The following is a 19,843-nucleotide window of genomic DNA, read 5'->3' on the forward strand; positions in this document are numbered from 1 at the left end:
CAGGCCGGTGACGCCCGCTGTCCGGCCGGGGCCTACCCGCTCGGCTGCCCTCCGTGGGCCGGCTCCGCAGCGGACGCTCCCAGGGGTACGCCCTGGTGGGCCGCCAGAGCGAGCAACGCGACGCGCAGCGCGTCGGTGTCGAGGGAACTGGCCGGATCGAACCAACGGGCGACGGCGGTTCCGCTCGCCGTTCTGAGGGCGAAGCGGGCGAGCTGGTCCGACACCTCCGGGCGGTCGTGCAGTCCCAACACGGAGGTGAGGGAGTCGCGCGCCCAGGCCAGCAGTGCATCACGGTAGTGGTGCAGTTCGGCCACGGCCGCCGCGCTGGCGGTGCGCTGCAGCATGCCCAGGCCGATGAGCAGTTTCACGTCGACCGGGTGGCGCTGGAAGGCGTCTTCGACCGCTTCCAGGAAGGTGTCCAGCCGCTGACCGATGTCCGCGCCCGGTACTGTGACGGGGGGCAGCGCCGACAGCAAGGAGATCCTGGCGCGTTCGAGCACCGCGACGTAGACGCCGTCCTTGCTGCCGAAGTGCCAGTAGATAGAACTGGCGGGCAGGCCACAAGCGGCGGAGACCCTCGAAATGGACGTGGCGGCATAGCCGTGCAGGGACATCAGTTCGGTCGCGGTGTCGAGAATTGCGTTCCGCGACCGCACGCCGCGGTCCTGATCCGGTGCTTCCCTCATGGGGCGACTCTAAAGGGGCGCCGCTCCAGCTACCGCTGTCTGGGGAAAAGCCCAGGTTCGGCACGAGCGCGCCGCAGCGGCCCGCACCGCGCCCGGATCAGCGGCGCACCCGGCAACGTGCCGCTGACCAGGCCACTTTCATGCTGCGGGCACCACATCACCAGCAGAGTCACGGCCATTGGCCCTGGAGCAGGATGCGGAGGTCGAGCACGGGCCCGGTGCGTCGACCTGCGTCGCGTCCAGCTTCTGAGGGACATGGAGCATCCGCTTGTTGCTCGCCGCCACCGCGGTGGGCAGCGCGTGGTGGCCCTCGCGGCGGGCAACGGTCGCCGCATGTTCGGCCGGCGCGGTGCCGAGCCCTCTGGCCTGCCACGCGTCCTCGACCGGGATTGCGAGTTCCCCTACCCCTTGCTGATCGGTGCGCATGCCGTGGGTCGTGGCGATGATGTGGTCCACACGCTCGACCGGAGTGGTCACCAGCGTGGTGCCGCGCTTTTCGGAGGTTGATCATCATGGTCCCCCTACTGCTTGTTCTTCTGCTGGGACACGGCCCTTTGCGATCCGGATCCCGGGGCGACGGCACCCAACCAGTTCGCCTGCCGGCTCGGCTGCGGCAACGCGGTCCGCACCCGACAGCCATGCGCAGGCGGCACGAGAGCACGCTGATCGGCTCGATGCGAAGGCAGCCTTCGTGCCCCAGCCCCTGGGCGACCGGTTTCGCAGGACCGCCAATCGCTTCCGCGCTCTCGCCGACGCCCACGACTCCGCCGCCCAGTACGCCGAGGAGGCCATCGCATGAACCAGCAGCACGAGGACGAACGCTCCCGCATCCGCGCGGCCATGGACCGCCTCTTGGCCGGCCGGCCCACCGCTCCAACGGCAGCCTCACGGTCGTCGCGCTCGCCGCAGAGGCCGGTGTTCACCGCATGGCTCTGCACAAGCGCCACGCCGACCTCAAGGAGGTGTTCTACGCGCGGGTGCGTTCGGGAAAAGCACCAGACGCCGGAAGTCGAAAGGCGGCTTCGCAAAGAGGTTGTCCGCCTGAAGGAAGCTCGTAACGACTCCCGGGCCGCCGAGGCCGAGTCCCGGCATCGAGCGGGGCAGATGGCCCTCGCGGCCGCCGTGCTCATCCTCCGGCGACCCGACAGCCAGGACCAACCTGCCCTCGGCAACGTCATCCCGCTCCGCCCGTCGGACGACTGAAGAGAGCAGGCCGTCACGCGGCGATGCTGAGCTCTTTGCGGGCCCGGTGGATGAACTCGCGGACGGCCGGCTCGGGTCGCCAGGGGGCGAGGGGTGGCGCGAGGGTGTCGAGTACTCCTGCACAGGATCCATGCGACCGATGGTGGTCCCCCGCGAACCTCCGCTGCTGCGGCTCGGCCGGTCGCGCCGGACCGTCGCGGCTTGGCAGGGCACGCGTGCGGCGCCAGCGCCCCTCACGACCGTCAGGCGGCTGATCAGGGCAGATGGAGAAGTGGGACGGGAGTATCGTCAGCACGTGGCTCTCATCATGGTGTGCGAAGACGACGCGGCGGTCCGTGGCGTCCTCAAGCGCGCCCTGGAGTACGACGGCCACACCGTCTCGGTCGCCGCCACGGCCGACAGCCTGTTGCGGCAGCTCGCACCGGCGCCCCATCTGGTCGTCCTGGATCTCGGGCTCCCGGACGCCGACGGCCGCGACGTCTGCCTGTCCCTTCGGGCTCGCGGTGTCGATGTGCCGGTGCTGATGCTCACCGCGTTGGACGGCCTGCATCACAAGGTGGGCGGCTTCGAGGCCGGCGCCGACGACTACATGACCAAACCCTTCGACATCCCGGAACTGCTGGTCCGGGTCCGAGCCCTCCTGCGCCGGGCCACCGTGGCGCCCGCACCGCGCGAGGTCGTCCTCGATCCGGCGAAGCACGTGGTGACCTACGGCTCGGTGAGCGAGAGCCTGACCCCGACCGAGTTCCGGCTGCTGGGCCGCCTGATCGCCTCGCAGGGCGACGCGGTACGCCGCCACGCCCTGATCGCCGCCGGCTGGCCGCACGGAGCGCAGGTCAGCGAGAACACCCTCGACTCCTTCGTGCGCCGGCTGCGGAGCAAGCTGGGTCCGCTGGGCGTGGCCGAGCGTCTGGTGACCGTCCGCGGAGTGGGCTACCGATGGCAGTGACGGGATTCCGCAGCAGGGTCGTCGCGCTCACTGTACTGATCGCCACCGCCGTGGTCGCGGTACTGGTCGTGGTCTCGCACGTGTTGCTGAGCCGCGTGACGGACGCGGACGCGCACGATCTGGCCCGGACCCGCGCCGAGGCGGTCGCGGCGAACGTCACCGCCAAGGGCGGCCGTGTCGTACTGACGGAGAACGGCAGCGAGGCGCTGGACGAGGTCGCCTGGGTGTATGCCGACGGCCGCCTGATCGACGGGAACGTACCGGCAAGCGTGGTCGATCGCGTCGAGGAGCTGGCGGACTCGGGGCGATCGCAGACCGCGACGGTGGGCGACTACCTCCTGTACGCGCGGCTGGTGCCGATCGACGGCCACCACGTCATGGTGGTTGTCCGGGTGGACCTCACGCCCTACGAGACATCCGAGCAGCGCAGTCTGACCTTGTCGTTGATCCTGGGCGGCCTCACGATCCTCCTCGCCGGCGGTGTCGCGCACCTCGTGGTGCACCGCGCGCTGCGGGTCGTGCACGAGATGGCCGCCCTCGCCGACGACTGGGGTCATCACGAACCCGGACGCCGTTTCAACCTCGGAGTTCCCCGCGACGAGTTCGGGGAACTGGGACAGACCCTGGACCGCCTCCTGGAGCGCGTCGACAACGCGCTGGCGGATGAGCGCCGGCTCACCGATGAAATCGCCCACGAACTGCGGACCCCGCTCACGGTCCTGCGGGGTGAGGCGCAGCTTGCACAGCTGTCCGGCGAGCCGGTGCCGCCGGAGACGGTACTGAGCGAGGTCGACCGCCTCGATACGGCGATCACGACGATTCTGCGCGCCGCGCGCGCACGGACCGACGACGAGGCCCGGTGCGATCTGCGCTCCGCCGCGCGGCAGGCGATCGGCTCCCGCGCGGTCGAGGTCGCCTTCCCGGCGAAGGTCGAGGTGGCCGTGGCGCCCGACGTCGCCGTGTCACTGCTGTCACCCCTGCTGGAGAACGGCCTGCGGCACGCGCGGTCGCGGGTGTGGATCACCGCGCGCAGCCAGGGCGAGGCCGTCGTGGTCGATGTCCTGGACGACGGCCCCGGATTCGATCCCGCGGACGTCGAGCGGGTCTTCGAAGCGGGTGTGACCGGCGGCGACGGATACGGGCTGGGGCTGCCGGTGGTCCGGCGCATTGCCGCCTCGGCCGGTGTGGAGGTCCGCGCGATCGCGGACGGCCGCGGTCACGTCGAGGTGACGCTCCCGGCCGCGCGTGCGGTCACGTAGTCAGGTTGCTTGCAGGTTCCCCCCGTAAACCTCCCTGCATGACAACGACAACGGAAGCACGCACGCGCAGCGGGCGCCTCATGCTCAACAAGGTCCCCGAGGTCACCATCTGGTTCTGGGTGATCAAGATCCTGTGCACCACCGTCGGTGAGAGCTTCGCCGACTGGATCAACATGAAGCTGGGCGTCGGCCTGGTGAACACGGCCTGGATCTTCACCGCGGTGTTCGTGGTGGTCCTGGCCATCCAGTTGCGGCTGAAGCGGTACGTCCCGTTCCCCTACTGGCTGACCGTGGTCGTTGTCAGTGTCACGGGCACGCTGTACACCGACATCCTCACCGACCAGCTCAACGTGCCGCTGTGGATCAGCTCCGCAGTGTTCTCGCTCCTGCTCGCCGTGGTCTTCGGCGTGTGGTGGCTGCGCGAGCGCACCCTCTCGATCCACTCGGTCACGACGCTGCCGCGTGAGTCGTTCTACTGGCTCGCCGTTCTCGTCACCTTCGCACTCGGCACCGCGACCGGCGACTGGACCCTCGAGCTCACCGGCTGGAGCCCGGGCGCCTCAGTACTGCTGCCGCTCGGCCTCATCGCGGCGATCACGCTGCTGTGGAAGTCCGGCGCGAACCCGGTGCTGTCCTTCTGGCTCGCCTACATCCTGACCCGCCCGCTGGGCGCCAACATCGGCGACTGGCTCGCCTCCCCGAAGGTCGCTCAGCCGGGCGAGCCGACCGGTCTCGCGCTGGGCACCTTCACCACCAGCCTGATCTTCCTCGGCCTGATCCTGGCGACGGTGGTCTACCTGACGGTGACGCGCTCGGACGTGACCGAGACCTACGAGGCGGCCCACGCCGCACACGCCACCGGCGACCCGCGCAAGGAGCGCGTCGCGCTGGCCGGCTTCGGGCTGCTCGCCGTCGCGACCACGGGCCTGCTGGTCTGGGCCCACGGCCAGCCGCATGTCGGCCCGGCGCCGGAGGCCGACAACACCTCCGCCGTCCAGATGGCTCCGGGCGTGGCGGTGAAGAAGTTCCCGCCTGCCAAGGTCTCCGCGCTGCGGACCCTCGCCTCGACCTCGCTCAAGGACGCACGCTCGGGGAACGCGAAGGGCGCGCACGCGGCCGCCCAGTCGCTGCGTGACCTGTGGGACGCCGACCAGGCGTCGTTGCAGCCGCTGGACAACACCGGCTGGACCTCCATCGACGCTCAGATGGACAAGGTGCTCAAGACCTTCGGTATCGATCACTCGAACCCGCCGATGTCGCCTGCGCAGCAGGAGAAGGAACTGAACGCCCTCCTGACGGACATGGGCTGACAGACCGCACAGCGCCCGGCCGGCCGACGGGCTCAGTGTGCCGGGCTGCGCAGAGAACCGCGCCGCCTCGGCACACGCCGGCGAGCCGCGACAGCGCAAAGCGACCGGGGCCGCCTGTGGCAGCCCGGTCATATCCGCAGGCTCCCGTGGGGCGGTCGACGCTGGCGTCAATGGCTTCGACCGCCCCGCTGTCACCTGGGCTGGTCAGTCGCGGTGGCGGCGGATGCCAGAAGCAGGCGTGGGTGACCACTCAGACCCGGGTCCTGCAGGTCTGCCTGCGCCGACGCACCACCAAGGGCCGCCACCCCGACGTCCTCGTCGCCCAACGACGCGAACGCTTCCGCTTCCGGAGCGGGAAACGCATCCGCTGGGGCGGACGCCCTCTCCCTGCGGAAACCTGGCCGAACTGGTCAACCTATGTGGTGAAGGCACTACTCGTGCTGAGCGATTACTTCGGCCTCGGCGCTTGTTATGGTTGGTCCCGGTGAACCGGCAGGAGCAGGGTGAAGGTGGCCGGGGTGCCGCGGGTCAGGGAGAGTCGGCCGCCGAGGGAGTCCGCCAAGTCGCGGGCGAGGGCGAGGCCGATACCCGTTCCCGTCCCGCTGCCCGTGTGACCCCGATCGAACAGCCGCGCCATGTGGTCGCTCACCTCGCCCTCGTCGGTGACGTCGAAGGCGAGCGCGTCGTCAAGGTCGCGCACCGTTACGCGGACCATGCCCCGGCCATGCAGGCGGGCGTTGTCCAGCAGGACGTCCAGGATTTCGGTGACAGCTCCACCGGGCACGGGCAAGTCGTCCGGCACGTCGTGAGTGAGGTATTCCAGGCGTCTGCCGTCGTCGGCGAACGGGCCGTGCCAGCGCTGTTGCGTCGCCCGCAGCACCTGTCCCACCGGCCGGAGCAGGGCACGGGACCGGGGAGGGCCGGGTGAGCCCGACAGGCGCAGGACCTCCTCCACGGTGTGGTGCAGCCGACGCGTGGTGGCCAAAGCCTCCTCCAGGACGGGCCGGAGCCGTGCGTTCTCGCCTTGCTCCAGGCCCGCCTCCAGGGTGAGCTGGAGACCGGTGAGCGGGGTGCGCAGCTGATGGGAGGCGTTGGCGGTGAAGTCCCGTTCATGGCGGAGGAGTTCGGACAGGCTGTGCAGCATCTCATTATGGGTACGGGCGACCTGGTCGATCTCGGTGATGCTACTGGGGGCCGCGCGGGCGTTCAGGTCGCCGTCGGTGACGGCCTGGCAGTGGCGTGAGAGGTCTTCCAGGGGGGCGGCCAGTGCGCGGGCCTGACGGTGGGCGACGAGGACGGCGACAGCCAGCCCGAAAGCGGCGACGCCCAGGAGGACGCCCCACACGGCGAAAACGCGGTTGCGCACGGTTGCGACGGGCGAGGACGCCCGTACCACTCCGATCACCTGCTCGGCGTGGGAGACAGGCACGGCGACGACCAGGTCACCGCCCGATCGGCTCCGGACCACCTGCCCTTTGAGGGCTTGGCGGACCGATGTGTCGCCTGATCTTGAGCCGCTGCCAGTCCGTAGCCGCAGCTGTGGGTCGTACAGGCCAAGCCGCGTGCCGGCCGGGGGTCTGGGGAGTTCGACTGGGTCGCCCTTCTGGTAGTCCGGGCTCACCTGCACGGCACCGGCGAGGGCGACCCGCTCCAGGCTGTCCCGCTGGTCGATGTAGAGCACCGACCTGATGGCCCACGCCAGGGGCACGGCCAGGAGGACGAGGGCGACCAGGGCGGCGGTGAGGGCGACTCGCACCACGCGCTGTCTCATGTCTTTCATCATGCGGGCCGTCGGCCTGGTCCGGGCGGAATGAGCCACGCGCTTTTGCCGTCGTCTAACCGTCGGCGTGCCGGGCGTTAACCGGCCGGCTTCTAGCGTCGGTGGCATGACCGTCTGGTCCAAGGGCTCCTTGGGAGGGCAGTGGCCATGGCAGCACACGCACGGACGTCCGCCGTCGTCGGTCTGGCTCTGGTCGCCGCGGTGACCGCCGCCTGTTCCGGCGGTACCGGAACGCACTCGGGTTCCGCCCCGCCATCCCCCGCACCGGCCTCGCACGCGGCGGCAGGAGGTGGAAACACCCCGAACAGTCCGGCGCCCACCGAGTCCAATCCGCCCGGCGACATCCCCGACAACCAGGTCTACGTCGCCTACCGGCCGGGCGGCGGCACCTTCACCTTCACCGGCTTCACGGTCAAGGTGCCTGAGGGCTGGGCCCGCACCGACCAGAAGAACACGACCGTGTTCACGGACAAGCTGAACACTGTACGGATCACGGCGGCCTCCGCCTCCAGCGCCCCCACGGTCGGCTCGGTCACCAACACGGTCGTTCCCCAGCTGCGCACCCACGTGCCGAAGTTCGCGACACCCAAGGTGTCTGAGGTGACCCGGCCTGCCGGCCGTGTCGTCCTGCTGACCTACCAGGGCGACTCTGCCAAGGATCCAGTCACCGGGAAGGTGGTGCGGGACGCGTTCGAGCGATACGCCTTCCACCGTCCCGGTCACGAGGTGGACCTGACGCTGTCCGGCCCAGTCAACGCCGACAACGTCGACCCCTGGCGGATCGTCAGCGACTCCTTCACCTGGCAGTGACCACCATGGCCGCCAACATCTCCCACGAGATGCGCACCCACGCCCCCGCCGAGGACGTCCTCACAGCCCGCGAGCTGTACCGCTTCTACCGGGCCGGGGAGGAAGAGACGCTCGCGCTGCGCGGGGTCTCGCTGCGAGTCGGGCGCGGCGAGACGGTCGCGGTCGTCGGACCGTCCGGGTCGGGCAAATCGACCCTGCTGGCGTGTCTGGCGGGGTTGGACGAACCCTCGGGCGGCGAGGTCCGCGTCAACGGGGTGCGGATCAGCCACCGGCCGGAGACCGAGCGCGCCCGGCTGCGCGCCCGGCACGTCGGCGTACTGCTGCAGACCCGCAACCTCCTGCCCCATCTGAGCCTGCGGGACAACATCCGCCTGGCACAGCGGGCAAAGGGCCGCGGCCCTGCCACCTCGCCACGAGAGCTGCTGAGCCAGGTCGGGCTCGCCGAGCGGGCCCACGCCCTGCCCAGGCAGCTGTCCGGAGGGGAACTGGCGAGGGCCGGACTCGCCGTGGCGCTGGCCAACTCGCCCGCCGTGCTCCTGGCCGACGAGCCGACCGGGGAACTCGACAGCGACATCGAGCGCATGGTGCTCGCCATGCTGCGCGAAAGGGCCGCCGACGGCTGCGCGGTCCTGATCGTCACCCACAGCGACCAGGCCGTGCGGGTGGCCGACCGGGTCATCGCCCTGATGGATGGAACAGCGACCGACGCCTCGGCCGCCCACGGCGCACGTCTTGAACGGCAGGAGGTCCGCGATGCCACCGGATGAGGTCCTCGTCGCCTGCCAGGACGCAGCCCTCACGTTCGGCGAGGGTCCGCAGGCGGTCGTGGCCGTCCACGGAACCACCCTGGAGATCGGGACCGACGATCGGCTCGCGGTTGTCGGCCCCTCCGGCTCGGGTAAGAGTTCGCTGCTGCACTTGCTGGCCGGGCTCGAACAGCCCACCAGCGGCATGGTCACCCGTTCCGCGTCACTCGGGCCGTACGACATCGGCCTGGTCTTCCAAGGCGACAGCCTGATCCCTGCTCTGAGCGTGGTCGAGAACGCCGCCCTGCCCCTCGTGCTCGCCGGCCGGAGCGAACCGGAGGCACGGCAGGCCGCCCTGGCGGCGCTGGACCTAGTGGGCGCCGCCGATCTGGCCGACCGGCTGCCCGAGGAGATCTCCGGTGGACAGGCCCAACGCGTTTCCGCCGCCAGGGTCCTGGCCCAGGCCCCGCGGCTGATCCTCGCCGACGAACCCACCGGCCGCCTCGACCACGCCACCGGCGCCCATGTGCTGGACGCCCTGCTGGCGGCCGCCGACCACATCGGCGCCGCCCTCGTCGTCACCACCCACGACCCGGGCGTCGCCGCCCGACTGTCCGTGCGGCGCTCGATGCACGACGGCCGGCTGCTCGCCCCCGAGGAGGTCTCGTGATCACCGCCTGGGCGCGCGGCCTGACCCGTCACCGCGCCGGGCGGCTACTGGCCGCCCTCGCCGGGATCGCGCTCGCGGTCGCTCTCATCGCCGCGCTCGGCTCCTTCCTGACCGCATCGAAGGCGACCATGACCCAGCGCGCCCTGCGCTCGGTCGCCGTCGACTGGCAGGTCCAGGTACAGCCCGCAGCCGATCCGAACACGGCCCTGTCCCTGGTCCGCACGACACCCGGAACCCGCGCCGCCCTGCCGGTCGGCTACGCCCACACCACCGGTTTTGCCGCCCGCGTCCAGGGCAGCACCCAGACCACCGGCCCCGGCATGGCGCTCGGACTTCCGGACGGCTACCGCGCCCTCTTCCCCGACGCCATCCGCACGCTGTCCGGCTCCCCGAACGGTGTCCTGCTGGCCCAGCAAACCGCATCCAACCTGCACGCCGCCCCCGGCGACACCATCGGTATCCACTTCCCCGGCATCGGAGTGCGGCAGGTGAAGGTGGACGGCGTCGTCGACCTGCCCCAGGCCGACTCCCTCTTCCAGACCGTCGGCGCCCCCGCCCAGTCCCAGCCGACCGCACCCCCGGACAACGTCGTCCTCCTGCCCGCCGCCAAGTTCGCCGCCCTCACCCACGGCGCCACCAGTGTCACCACCCAGATCCACGTCGCCCGCGACAACGCCGGCCTGCCCTCCGACCCGGCCGCCGCCTTCACCTCGGTCACCGGCGCCGCCCACCACCTGGAGGCCCGCTCCTCCGGCACCGCACTCGTCGGCAACAACGTGGGTGCCGCCCTCGACTCCGCCCGCCAGGACGCCCTCTACGCCCAGATCCTCTTCCTCTTCCTCGGTGTCCCCGGAGCCGTCCTGGCCGCCGCGCTGACCGCATCGGTCGCCTCCGCCGGTGGCGAGCGCCGCCGCCAGGAACAGGGGCTGCTGCGCCTGCGCGGCCTGCGCCCCATCCAGATCACCGCCCTCGCGGGCCTGGAAGCCGCCCTGATCGGTCTTGCCGGTGGCCTGGCCGGACTGGGCATCGCGGCTCTGACCGGACGCCTCGCCTTCGGCGCCGCCTCCTTCGGGGCGAGCGCGGGCACCTTGGCCGTCTGGTACGGCATCGCCTTCGTCCTCGGCGCCGCCGTCGCCGCGGGCGCCGTCCTGATACCGGCCCTGCGTGACCTGCACACCGTCACCGTCGCCGACACCCGCAAGGAAGCCGGCGCACTCAGCACCCGCAACCCCTGGTGGATGCGCTACGGCTTGGACTTCCTCCTGCTGGTCTGCTCCTGGCTCATCTTCCGCGCCTCCTCCGGCAACCAGTACGCCCTCGTCCTGGCCCCGGAGGGCGTCCCCAGCATCTCCGTGTCGTACTGGGCCTTCCTCGGCCCCGCCCTGCTGTGGATCGGCGCCGCCCTGCTGCTGTGGCGGCTCACCCTCCTCGCCCTCACCCACGGCCGCCCCGCCCTGACCCGGCTGGCCCGCCCGCTGACCGCCACCCTTGCCGGCACCACCGCCGCCGTCCTCGCCCGACGCCGACGCCCGCTCGCCCGCTCCGTGGTCCTGCTCGCCCTCGCCGTGTCCTTCGCCCTGTCCACTGCCGTCTTCAACGCCACCTACAAGCAGCAGGCCGAGGTCGACGCCCGGCTGACCAACGGGGCCGACGTCACCGTCACCGAACCACCCGGTGCCCGCATCCCGCCCGCCACCGCAGGCACGCTGGAGGTTTCCGGCGTCAGGCACGTCGAGCCCCTCCAGCACCGCTTCGCCTACGTCGGCTCCGACCTGCAGGACCTCTACGGCGTCCGCCCGGACACCATCGCCCAGGCCACCTCCCTCCAGGACGCCTACTTCGCCGGCGGCACCGCTCACCAGCTCATGCGGAAGCTGGCCCAGCGTCCGGACAACCTGCTGGTCAGCGTGGAAACCGTCAACGACTTCCAGCTCTCCCCGGGCGACACCGTCAACCTGCGCATCCAGGACGCCCGCACCACGGCCCTGCGCACGGTCCCCTTCCACTACGCCGGCATCGCCAAGGAGTTCCCCACCGCCCCCAAGGACAGCTTCTTCGTCGCCAACGCCTCCTACATCTCCAAGACCACCGGCAGCGACGCGGTCGGCGCCTTCCTCCTCGACACCGGCGGCACGCACCAGAAGCAGATCGCCGCCCACCTGCGCCATCAGCTCGGCACCGCCGCCACCGTCACCGACCTCACCCAGACCCGCGGCACCGTCGGCACCAGCCTGACCTCCGTCGACCTAGCCGGACTAACCCGCATCGAACTCGCCTTCGCTGTCCTGCTGGCCGCCGGAGCCGGAGGACTCGTCCTCGCCCTCGGCCTCGCCGAACGCCGCCGCACCTTCGCCATCGCCACCGTCCTCGGCGCCAAGACACGCCAGCTGCGCGGCATGGTCCTCACCGAAGCCCTCATCCTGGCCGCGGCCGGTCTGGCCGGAGGCGCCCTCATCGGCTGGGCCCTGTCCGAAATGCTGGTCAAGGTCCTGACAGGAGTCTTCGACCCACCCCCCGCAAGCCTCTCGGTCCCTGGCTCCTACCTGGTGCTCACCGCGCTCGCCGCACTGATCGCCGTCACGGCAGCCGCGCTGAACGGAATCCGGCGCGCAAAGCGCCCGCCCGTGGAGGAGCTACGTGACCTGTGAGCACACCTGCGTTGGCGACCAAGCCGATCCCCGCGCGCCCTCCTACGCTGTCGACCATGCGCACCCCCGCCGCACCGGACCGCAGCCGCATCCGCGTCCTCGTCATCGAGGACGACGCCACCATCGGCCGCCACCTGGAAACCGGCCTGCACAGCAACGGTTACGCGCCCACCTGGAGCCGCACCGGCGCAAGCGGCCTGGCCGAAGCCGCCCACACCCCCTACGACGCCCTCCTCCTAGACCTCGGCCTTCCCGACATGGACGGCCTCGACGTCGCCCGCACCCTGCGCATCCGCTGCCCCGACCTGCTCATCATCATCCTCACCGCCCGCACGGACGACATCGACGTGATCGCCGGCCTCGACGCCGGAGCTGACGACTACCTCGTCAAGCCCTTCAGCCTCACCGTCCTGCTGGCCCGCCTGCGCGCCCACCTGCGCCGACACACCATCACCCCGGCTCCCCAGCAAGTACTCCGGCTCGACGACCTCATGGTCGACACCACGGCGCGGCACTGCAGCCTCCACGGCGAAGAGGTCCAACTGCGCCCCAAGGAGTTCGAACTCCTCGTCCTCCTCGGCCGGCACATCGGCGAGGCCGTATCCCGCGAAACCCTCATGGCCGAGGTCTGGGACGAGAACTGGTTCGGATCCACCAAAACCCTCGACGTCACCATGGCCAGCCTGCGCCACCGCCTCGCCTCGGCAGCCGAAGCATCCGACCGTCCCTGCCGAGTGCCCCGCATCACCACCCTGAGGGGACACGGCTACCGCCTGGAGAGCCGCTCCTAGCACGCCGAGGGAGGCGTTCCGCAGGGCGGTCCCTTTAGCCACGGGGTGTCATCTCTTGCGGCGGCGGAGGAGTTTTCGGCGTCGCAGGTACAGGGCGACGGCGAGGGTAAGCAGCGGGATGACGACGGCAGCGGCGTTGTAGAAGCCAGGGGTGGCCCAGGCCGGCCCCGGCCACACGGACACGGCCACGTCCGCCGCGTCATCAGCCGGCTCGGTGTCGCCGCTGGGGCGTTTCGGGTCGCTGTCCGAGACCGTGACCTGGCCGCTGCTGTCGGCGCTGTCCTTGTCGATGCGCAGAGTGAACGGGAACGTCGTCGTGGTCCCCACCGCTCCTACGCGCGCCGTGCACACGTACCGTCTGGCACTCGGCTGCCTCGTGGAGGCTTCCGCGAGGGGTGTGCCGTCGGCGGTGACGGCCCGGCAGTCCTGGTCGATCACCTCCTCGTCGCGTTCGAAGCTGTACGGCGACGCCATGACAGTGGTGCCCTCGGGCGCCGTGAAGACGACCTTCACCGCTGCCGTGAGCGATCCGGGACCGTTGTTCCGCGCGCCGATCCGCACGGTGGTGAGACTGCCGATGGGACCGCGTGCCGTGTCGGCGACCGCGGCCAGCTCGCTTTGGTTGTGGACGGTCACGTGGAGCACCTGTGGATCATTACCGACTGTGCTCGTCACACCGGTGTCGGCCTTGGGGGCCGGAACGAAATGCAGTTCAGGCCCGTTGCCGGGCCGGTACTTCGATGCGATTTCGGCCGGGGGCATGTAGTCGGTGCCGATGGCATCAGCACTGACGTTGACGGTCGGATAGGTGGCATCCCGTGCGGCCCGCACGTGCTCGCGGGCACCCAGGCCGTACGACCGGCCGGGCGGAATGACGACGTCGTCCGCGAGGAGCCGACACCACGCCGAAGTGCCACCTCGATAGCGGCAGTTGCGGTGCCGGTCGGTCAGGGTGATGCCGTCGCGTGCTTCCATGCGCAGGGCCACTCCGCGGGCGGGCACGTCGCCGACGTTGCGTACGGTCAGCCGGACCGACAGGCTCCCGCCAGGTTCCACCGGCCCCGGATCGGGGTGAAGCGTGACCCGGAGCTTCGGTCGGCCGACCACGATGAGGGAGTGACCGCTGACGGGCGGCAGGCCGGGCGCGGTCACGCGGTAGCGCAGCACCGCGGAGTCGCCCGCCTTCGCACCTTTCGCGGGACTCAGGTGGAAGGCCTGGATGCCCCCTCCACCTGTCGGACCCGCCTGGGTGTCGCAGTGGTAGACGGGCAAGTGGACGACACATGCATCGAGCGCCCGTTTGACGGTGACGATGCCCTTCAGATCACCGGCGTCGAAGGTCACCCTCAGTCTGACCGCCGCTCCGCCGGCTCTCTCTTCGACCCGCAGGTCAGATACGGCCTGTTGTGGATCGCGGGAAACGTAGAAGACCGAGGGAACGACCAGCTTCACGTCGGCTGCCCCACTTGAGGAGCACCCGGAGAGGACGGATGTCACGACGGCCAGCGTGAGCAGAAGACCGACGGCAGCCTTGCACGCACGGACGACCGGGCTCGTTTCCCGACTAAAGCTCCTGCGGGGGCGACGGTCCCGCCGCAGCGTGTTCATATGGCCACCCTGCCAAGTCGAGATCACGACCACGCCTCACTACGGTCACGGGTGTCTTGATCGTCACCTGCCGCATGAACTTTGCACCTCTTGGTGCACCGGACTCTGCGCGTGCCGTACAGCGGGCGTCTTCGTTCGATCTCGTGCGGCAGGAGTCGCGGTCTCTGGATGTGGCGGACGTCGGCACCGGTAGCGGGTGGAAGGAAGAGACCTGAACGAGGTCCCTGGCCCGGTCAGCGACGGCGAAAAGAAGCAGCCGTCCGGGCACGGATTTCCTACCCGCCTGTCTGACTGGGAGCACCCGCCCCCGGCGAGGCCGGATGCGATCCGGGCTGCCTGCGGATTCCCCTTCATCTTCCACGGGCTGCGACCCCGTCAACTGCGCACGCTCTACGTCACCGATGTCGTCGACGGCCGGCTCCACATCGAGGACAGGAAGATCCTCCTTGCCTGGACCGTGCGAGCAGCCCTGAACAGCTACCTCGCCCACCGGCAGCTGTAGTTGCCCAATTGCGGCAACCCCCATCTGTCCATCAACCGGGCGACGGCCGGGCGCCTTGACGCCCGTGACTGGCCAATGGGTCAAAGCCGTACTCGGCGCTTCCGCCGAAGCCCGGCGGGAAGACCGTATCCTCGACGAAGCGCACGCCAGCGGCGGGGATGCCCGTCGCCTTGCTGATCTCTCGGCCTCACCGTCGACGCCGCTCGGCGCTGCACGGCCACAGTCGACCGTGTCAGCTTTGCTGAACGCCATCGACGACAGGGACAGTCCGCCATCTCGTGAGCCCACCACGTACCTCACCAGTGGAGAGTGTCGGGCCTCCGCCTGCTGCGCGATCCCGACTACCAAGGTGACGAAGGTGGCGAGGACCGGGGGCCGGACGGAACGGCAGGAATGGCGGCAGGTGGGGACTGCGACAGGCGAAACTGGCCGCGATTGCAGGAGCGTGTTCGCTCAACGACGCTGCGTGACACGACGGGCGGCGCTACCGTGCAGGTGAGGTCCACGTCAGGGGGGCGGAGGATGCTGGAACAGGCCTTGGTGGTGCTGGCGGCGACCGGCAGTACAGCGGTGGTGCAGGCAGCGGGTACGGAGGCGTGGGCTGGATTGCGGCAGGCGATGGCGCGCTGGTTCGGTCGGGGTGACGGCCAGCGCCAGCAGGCAGAACTGGAGCGCTTGGACCAGACCGCGACCGCGCTGCAGACCCCGGATGCGGCCGAGGCGGAGCGGGCGCGCCTTCGCCAGGAGGCGGCTTGGCAAGCCCGCATCGAGGCTTTGCTGGAAGGCCTGGACGCGCCCGAACGCGACCGAGCCGCCGAAGAACTGCGAAGCCTGCTGACACAGCACGCCTCCGGAGGCGGTGTTAGCGCTGGGCCGGGCGGCCTGGCGGTGGGCGGCAACGCGGACATCCGCGCCGAGGGCGGGTCGATCGCCGCCGGGGTGATCCAGGGGGGTGCGCACATCGGCCACCCTCCGCAGCCGGATCCGTCGCAGGGCTGAACGGACCGGCCAACCTAAGCCCACCCCCCACCGGGTCGACTTCCGTCGCCGGGCAAGGACCCGCACGCGTGATGGCGCACGCCCGCCGTGGCAGCCTGGCCGTCGGCTACGTCGCCGAAGGCGGCCAGGTCGCCTACTACGCCGCACCCCGGCCCTCAGTGAGCTGGCCGCACCAGATCGGGGTGCTGCCCCGGCAGGCTGACTGTTTCCAGGACCGATCGGCCGTCGCCCAGCTCGAACAGGTGATGGCCAGCGGGGGCACGGCGGTGCTGTGCCAAGTACTGTCCGGCATGGGCGGAGTCGGCAAGACTCAGCTCGCCGCCCACCACGCCCGCTTCCGGTGGCAGTCAGGAAACCTGGACCTACTGCTGTGGATCACCGCCGCCACCCGCACCGCGATCCTCTCGGCTTACACCCAAGCCGCCGCCGAGATCCTCGGCGCCGACCCCACCGACCCCGAACGGGCCGCACGCTCATTCCTGGCCTGGCTCGAACCCAACCCGGACAGACCCGGGCGCCGATGGATGATCGTGCTCGACGACCTCGCCGACCCTGCAGACCTGCGCGGCCTGTGGCCACCAGCCAGCCCGCTCGGCCGCACCCTGATCAGCACCCGCCGCCGCGACGCTGCTCTGACCGGCCCCGGTCGGCACTTAGTGTCGGTCGGCCTGTTCACCCCCGACGAATCCGCCGCCTACCTCACCACCACCCTGGCCGCCCACGAACGTGAAGAGCCCGCCGACCTGCTCGCCGCCCTCGCCGCCGACCTCGGCCACCTCCCACTGGCCCTGTCCCAGGCCGCGGCATACCTCATCGACGCCGACCTGGACTGCGCCGCTTACCGCACCCTGCTCGCCGACCGCGCCCGCACCCTCACCGATCCCTCCGCCCTGCCCGACGACCAACTCGAATCGGTAGCGGCCGCCTGGTCACTGTCCATCGACCGCGTCGACCGGCTTCCTCCGGCCGGTCTGGCCCGCCCCCTGCTGCAACTGGCCGCAGTCCTAGACCCCAACGGCATCCCCGCCCCCGTCCTGTACAACTCACCCGCCCTGGAGTACCTCACTGAACACCGCGCACACGCCATCGGGCAGGCGCAGCCCGACCAGGTCACCACGGAGGACGCCGCACGGGTGCTGCGCACCCTGCACCGGCTGAGCCTGATCGACCACACTCCGCGCAGCCCCCACCACGCAGTCCGCGTCCATCAGCTCATCCAACGCACCGCCCGCGACGCCCTCGGCGCCCAGCACCACCATCGACTCGCCCAGGCAGCCGCCGACGCCCTGATCGCTGCGTGGCCCGACATCGAACGCGACACCGCCCTCGCCCAGGCTCTTCGTGCCAACGCCGACGCTCTCGCCCGCTACGCCGAAGACGCCCTGTATCAGGACAGTGGTGTTCACCCACTGCTCTTCCGCGCAGGCGTCAGTCTCGGCGACACTGGCCAGGCCGAAGCGGCGGCCCACCACTTCCAGCGCATGGTCGAGATGACCCAGGATCGTCTGGGGCGAGAGCATCCGGACTGCCTTGACTCCCGGGAGAACCTTGCCTATTGGCGGGGGGAGACAGGGGATGAGGCGGGCGCGGCCATTGCATACAGGGAGCTGCTGACTGACCGTGAGCGGTTACTGGGCCCGGACCACCCCGAAACCTTGTCTGCCCGAGTCGGAGTCCTTTTTTATCCGGGCAGAGCAGGGGACTGGAGTGACGCCTTATCCGCAGCGAGACAACAGTTGGCGGATCATGAGCGAATACTCGGACTCGACCACCCTGCCACCCTGAATGTCCGGAACGTCATCGCTAACTTCCAAGGCAATGCGGGGGATGCGGCCGGTGCTGCAGCTGCGTTCGAACCACTGCTGCAGGACTTCCAGCGGGTGGTGGGAACAGATGACTCCTACACACTGTCCATCCAGCGTCAACTCTTCTTCTGGCGAGGGATGGCGGGGGATCCGGCCGATGCTGCATCCGCTTTCGAACCGCTGCTTCATACGATGCGGCGAACCCTCGGGGCTGACCACTCTCAAGTCCGCATGACCCTCAATCACCTCGCTTACTTTCGAGGCAAAGCGGGCGACGAGGCCGGCGCGGCCACCGCGTATCAGGAGCTGGCGGCTGACTGCGAGCGTGTGCTGGGCCCGGAGCATCCCGACACCCTCGCCGCCAAGTCCGGCTTCGCTGCATGGCAGAGGCGGACAGGAGAATCGACAGTTCATCAATCGACCGATTGATGAGCAAGATCGGTAAGCGCGGGTTCGCGGCCGGATCGACGGTGGATCATGCCCGCGAAAAGGCTGCTCAAGAAGCCGACCGGGATCGGGCGGCTCCGGCCCTTGCAGCAGACGGGGGACTCATGACGTGCTTCAGGGAGAGCAACCCGGGATTCGTGAACCCGACGTTCCGGCTGGTCGTCACGCGCCTTGCCTCGTGGGTTCCGGCGGAACAGTGCTTCAGAAATCGCGAACCGACGAGAGATGAGCATCGGGCAGTTGGCGGCTGTGTACGGCTGATACTCCGGGTGCAGCGCGGGCTCGGGGGAGTAGCCATATTGCTGGTCGGCGGGGCGGGCGATGACGAAGGACCGCTCCTGGAGCGGCTGGGAGCAGATCTGGCACAGGCGTGGCCGTTGTGGGTCAGGGAGACCCACGGCACGACCAGACCGCCGGCCAGCGGCGGGCGAGGCAGCGCACGGGTAGGGCTGCGCGCATCGAAGTCACGGTCCCTTCTGGGTGGTTGCTCGCGGCGGGGCCGGGGCCGAGGGCCGGATCAGGCCTGGGGAGAGGTGAGCCAGTCGGCGATGGATTCCACGCAGCCGGTCAGCTGAGCGACGGGCCGGGTGATCAGCTGCCGCTGCACGCCCTTGCTGTCCACGGACACGGCGCTCGGCGGCGATCGCCCGGATGGTGGCCTTCTCCTGGTGGGTGGTGAGTGTTGCGCGGCGGCTGTGTGGTGGGTGGTGCGCAGCCGCCGCGCGGGTTTGTCTACGGATGGGGGGATTGCATCCAGCTGACTGGGCGGTCGGGGTTTTGGACGGGGTGCCATATGGGTGCGGAGGGCCCGTGCTGGAGGAGGTCGACCATGGGTACCGCGACGACGCGGACGTTGCGCAGGAAGCCGGACGGTGCCAGTTCTGAGGCTGCTGCGTGGAGGGCGCGGATGCGTGTCCGGACGCCGGTGGGGCCGGTGCTGTCCAGGACGAACAGCATGCGTGGGAAGAGGGGGTAGCGGCGCCTCCAGTCCTCTTCCAGAGACTGCTGGCCATAGGCCGTCCGTGGGCGTCCGGGCATGCGCGCGGGTACGTAGTTGTGGAGGCGGGCGTAGGCGGTGAGTTTCGCGGCCAGGCGTTCGGGTCCCATGGTGGCCCGGTCGACTTCCACGAAGGCCCGCAGCATTGACCCGCCGTCGCTGGAGCTGCGGTAGTACAGAAGGGCATCCGGGATGACCGCCTCACCGCCGCCGAGAGGGTGGTGGACTTCGGGGATCCAGTCCAGCGGCTGGCACACGTCCCCACGGCGACGCGCATCCTGCAGGAAGGCCAGCCCCGTCTCCGTCACCGTCAGCGCGTGTCCCGCCCGCAGTCGGGCCGCGGTGCGGTCGGCGATCAGCTTGGGCGGCCGCCGCTCGCGCAGCTCGGGCCACTGGGAGGCGAGGTCGGCGCCGTACTGGGTGGTGAACCAGACCTGGGTGCGGCCGGCCTGCGGCAGGGTGACCCGGTCGATCAGACCCTCCTCGCGCAGCTTGGCCAGGCGCCGCCGGGTCTGCTCGATCCGCACGCCCGGCGCGATCACCAGATGCATCTGTTCCGTCGTCGCCATCCGGTACTGCGCCAGTACCGCCAGCGCCAGCCGGTCCCCACCACCCGCATCCATGTTCAGCGTC

At 70.2% G+C, this 19,843-nt stretch carries 17 protein-coding genes and 1 pseudogene; 13 read left to right on the forward strand and 5 right to left on the reverse strand.

Going from position 1 to position 19,843, the window contains the following annotated elements; translation table 11 throughout:
- Window positions 1-32 precede the first annotated feature (32 nt).
- A complete protein-coding gene (locus Q8A52_RS26885) occupies window positions 33-686 on the reverse strand; it encodes a TetR/AcrR family transcriptional regulator (RefSeq protein ID WP_316756038.1) in 654 nt (217 codons plus the stop codon).
- Between the two features lie 138 nt (window positions 687-824).
- Window positions 825-1,163 (reverse strand): GNAT family N-acetyltransferase, encoded by a 339-nt coding sequence (locus Q8A52_RS26890; protein ID WP_332845899.1) that lies wholly within the window; start codon window positions 1,161-1,163, stop codon window positions 825-827.
- A 318-nt stretch (window positions 1,164-1,481) separates the two neighbouring features.
- Here Q8A52_RS26890 and Q8A52_RS26895 point away from each other — a divergent pair.
- The 5 genes and pseudogenes from Q8A52_RS26895 (at window position 1,482) to Q8A52_RS49115 (ending at window position 5,895) form a co-directional block, all read left to right on the forward strand.
- A pseudogene (locus tag Q8A52_RS26895) lies at window positions 1,482-1,889 on the forward strand (hypothetical protein).
- 295 nt (window positions 1,890-2,184) lie between these two features.
- A complete protein-coding gene (locus Q8A52_RS26900) occupies window positions 2,185-2,838 on the forward strand; it encodes a response regulator transcription factor (protein ID WP_316756042.1) in 654 nt (217 codons plus the stop codon).
- Window positions 2,829-4,097 carry a sensor histidine kinase gene (locus Q8A52_RS26905; RefSeq protein ID WP_316756044.1) on the forward strand — a complete coding sequence of 423 codons (1,269 nt, stop codon included), beginning with the start codon at window positions 2,829-2,831 and terminating at the stop codon, window positions 4,095-4,097. The genes Q8A52_RS26900 and Q8A52_RS26905 overlap by 10 nt, the downstream gene beginning before the upstream one ends.
- Before the next feature lie 38 nt (window positions 4,098-4,135).
- Window positions 4,136-5,407, forward strand: a complete 1,272-nt coding sequence (locus Q8A52_RS26910) for a COG4705 family protein (RefSeq protein ID WP_316756046.1) — start codon at window positions 4,136-4,138, stop codon at window positions 5,405-5,407.
- Window positions 5,408-5,649: 242 nt separating this feature from the next.
- The gene (locus Q8A52_RS49115; RefSeq protein WP_408649252.1) at window positions 5,650-5,895 is read left to right on the forward strand and encodes a hypothetical protein; all 246 of its coding nucleotides are present in this window, start codon (window positions 5,650-5,652) and stop codon (window positions 5,893-5,895) included.
- Here the strand turns inward: Q8A52_RS49115 and Q8A52_RS26920 are convergent.
- On the reverse strand, window positions 5,877-7,178 hold the full coding sequence (locus Q8A52_RS26920; protein WP_316756048.1) for a sensor histidine kinase: 1,302 nt from the start codon (window positions 7,176-7,178) through the stop codon (window positions 5,877-5,879). The genes Q8A52_RS49115 and Q8A52_RS26920 overlap by 19 nt on opposite strands.
- A gap of 156 nt (window positions 7,179-7,334) precedes the next feature.
- Between Q8A52_RS26920 and Q8A52_RS26925 the strand changes: the two genes are divergently transcribed.
- Genes Q8A52_RS26925 through Q8A52_RS26945 form a run of 5 tightly spaced genes read left to right on the forward strand, consistent with a single transcriptional unit; the run spans window position 7,335 to window position 12,852 of the window.
- A complete protein-coding gene (locus Q8A52_RS26925; protein ID WP_316756049.1) occupies window positions 7,335-7,997 on the forward strand; it encodes a hypothetical protein in 663 nt (220 codons plus the stop codon).
- A 5-nt stretch (window positions 7,998-8,002) separates the two neighbouring features.
- Window positions 8,003-8,764 carry an ABC transporter ATP-binding protein gene (locus Q8A52_RS26930; protein ID WP_316756051.1) on the forward strand — a complete coding sequence of 254 codons (762 nt, stop codon included), beginning with the start codon at window positions 8,003-8,005 and terminating at the stop codon, window positions 8,762-8,764.
- Window positions 8,751-9,413, forward strand: a complete 663-nt coding sequence (locus tag Q8A52_RS26935; RefSeq protein WP_316756053.1) for an ABC transporter ATP-binding protein — start codon at window positions 8,751-8,753, stop codon at window positions 9,411-9,413. Before Q8A52_RS26930 ends, Q8A52_RS26935 begins: the two co-directional genes overlap by 14 nt.
- The gene (locus Q8A52_RS26940; protein WP_316756055.1) at window positions 9,410-12,061 is read left to right on the forward strand and encodes an FtsX-like permease family protein; all 2,652 of its coding nucleotides are present in this window, start codon (window positions 9,410-9,412) and stop codon (window positions 12,059-12,061) included. Before Q8A52_RS26935 ends, Q8A52_RS26940 begins: the two co-directional genes overlap by 4 nt.
- Window positions 12,062-12,117: 56 nt before the next feature.
- Window positions 12,118-12,852, forward strand: a complete 735-nt coding sequence (locus Q8A52_RS26945; protein WP_316756057.1) for a response regulator transcription factor — start codon at window positions 12,118-12,120, stop codon at window positions 12,850-12,852.
- Window positions 12,853-12,900: 48 nt separating this feature from the next.
- Here Q8A52_RS26945 and Q8A52_RS26950 read toward each other — a convergent pair whose 3' ends face one another.
- Window positions 12,901-14,460: a COG1361 family protein gene (locus Q8A52_RS26950; protein ID WP_316756059.1), complete on the reverse strand. Its 1,560-nt coding sequence runs from the start codon at window positions 14,458-14,460 to the stop codon at window positions 12,901-12,903.
- A 196-nt stretch (window positions 14,461-14,656) separates the two neighbouring features.
- On the opposite strand from Q8A52_RS26950, the gene Q8A52_RS26955 reads away from it, so the two are divergent.
- The 3 genes from Q8A52_RS26955 to Q8A52_RS26965 all read left to right on the forward strand — a co-directional run bounded on the left by Q8A52_RS26955 (window position 14,657) and on the right by Q8A52_RS26965 (window position 18,195).
- Window positions 14,657-14,962, forward strand: a complete 306-nt coding sequence (locus tag Q8A52_RS26955) for a hypothetical protein (RefSeq protein ID WP_316756060.1) — start codon at window positions 14,657-14,659, stop codon at window positions 14,960-14,962.
- A gap of 522 nt (window positions 14,963-15,484) precedes the next feature.
- Window positions 15,485-15,961, forward strand: coding sequence for a hypothetical protein (locus tag Q8A52_RS26960; protein ID WP_316756061.1), 477 nt, complete (start codon window positions 15,485-15,487; stop codon window positions 15,959-15,961).
- A gap of 71 nt (window positions 15,962-16,032) precedes the next feature.
- The gene (locus tag Q8A52_RS26965) at window positions 16,033-18,195 is read left to right on the forward strand and encodes a tetratricopeptide repeat protein (protein WP_316756255.1); all 2,163 of its coding nucleotides are present in this window, start codon (window positions 16,033-16,035) and stop codon (window positions 18,193-18,195) included.
- A 750-nt stretch (window positions 18,196-18,945) separates the two neighbouring features.
- Here the strand turns inward: Q8A52_RS26965 and Q8A52_RS26970 are convergent.
- Window positions 18,946-19,833 (reverse strand): replication-relaxation family protein, encoded by an 888-nt coding sequence (locus Q8A52_RS26970; protein WP_316756062.1) that lies wholly within the window; start codon window positions 19,831-19,833, stop codon window positions 18,946-18,948.
- Between the last annotated feature and the right edge of the window lie 10 nt (window positions 19,834-19,843).

This window comes from Streptomyces herbicida (assembly GCF_032656585.1).
GTDB classification, from domain to species: Bacteria; Actinomycetota; Actinomycetes; order Streptomycetales; family Streptomycetaceae; genus Streptomyces; species Streptomyces herbicida.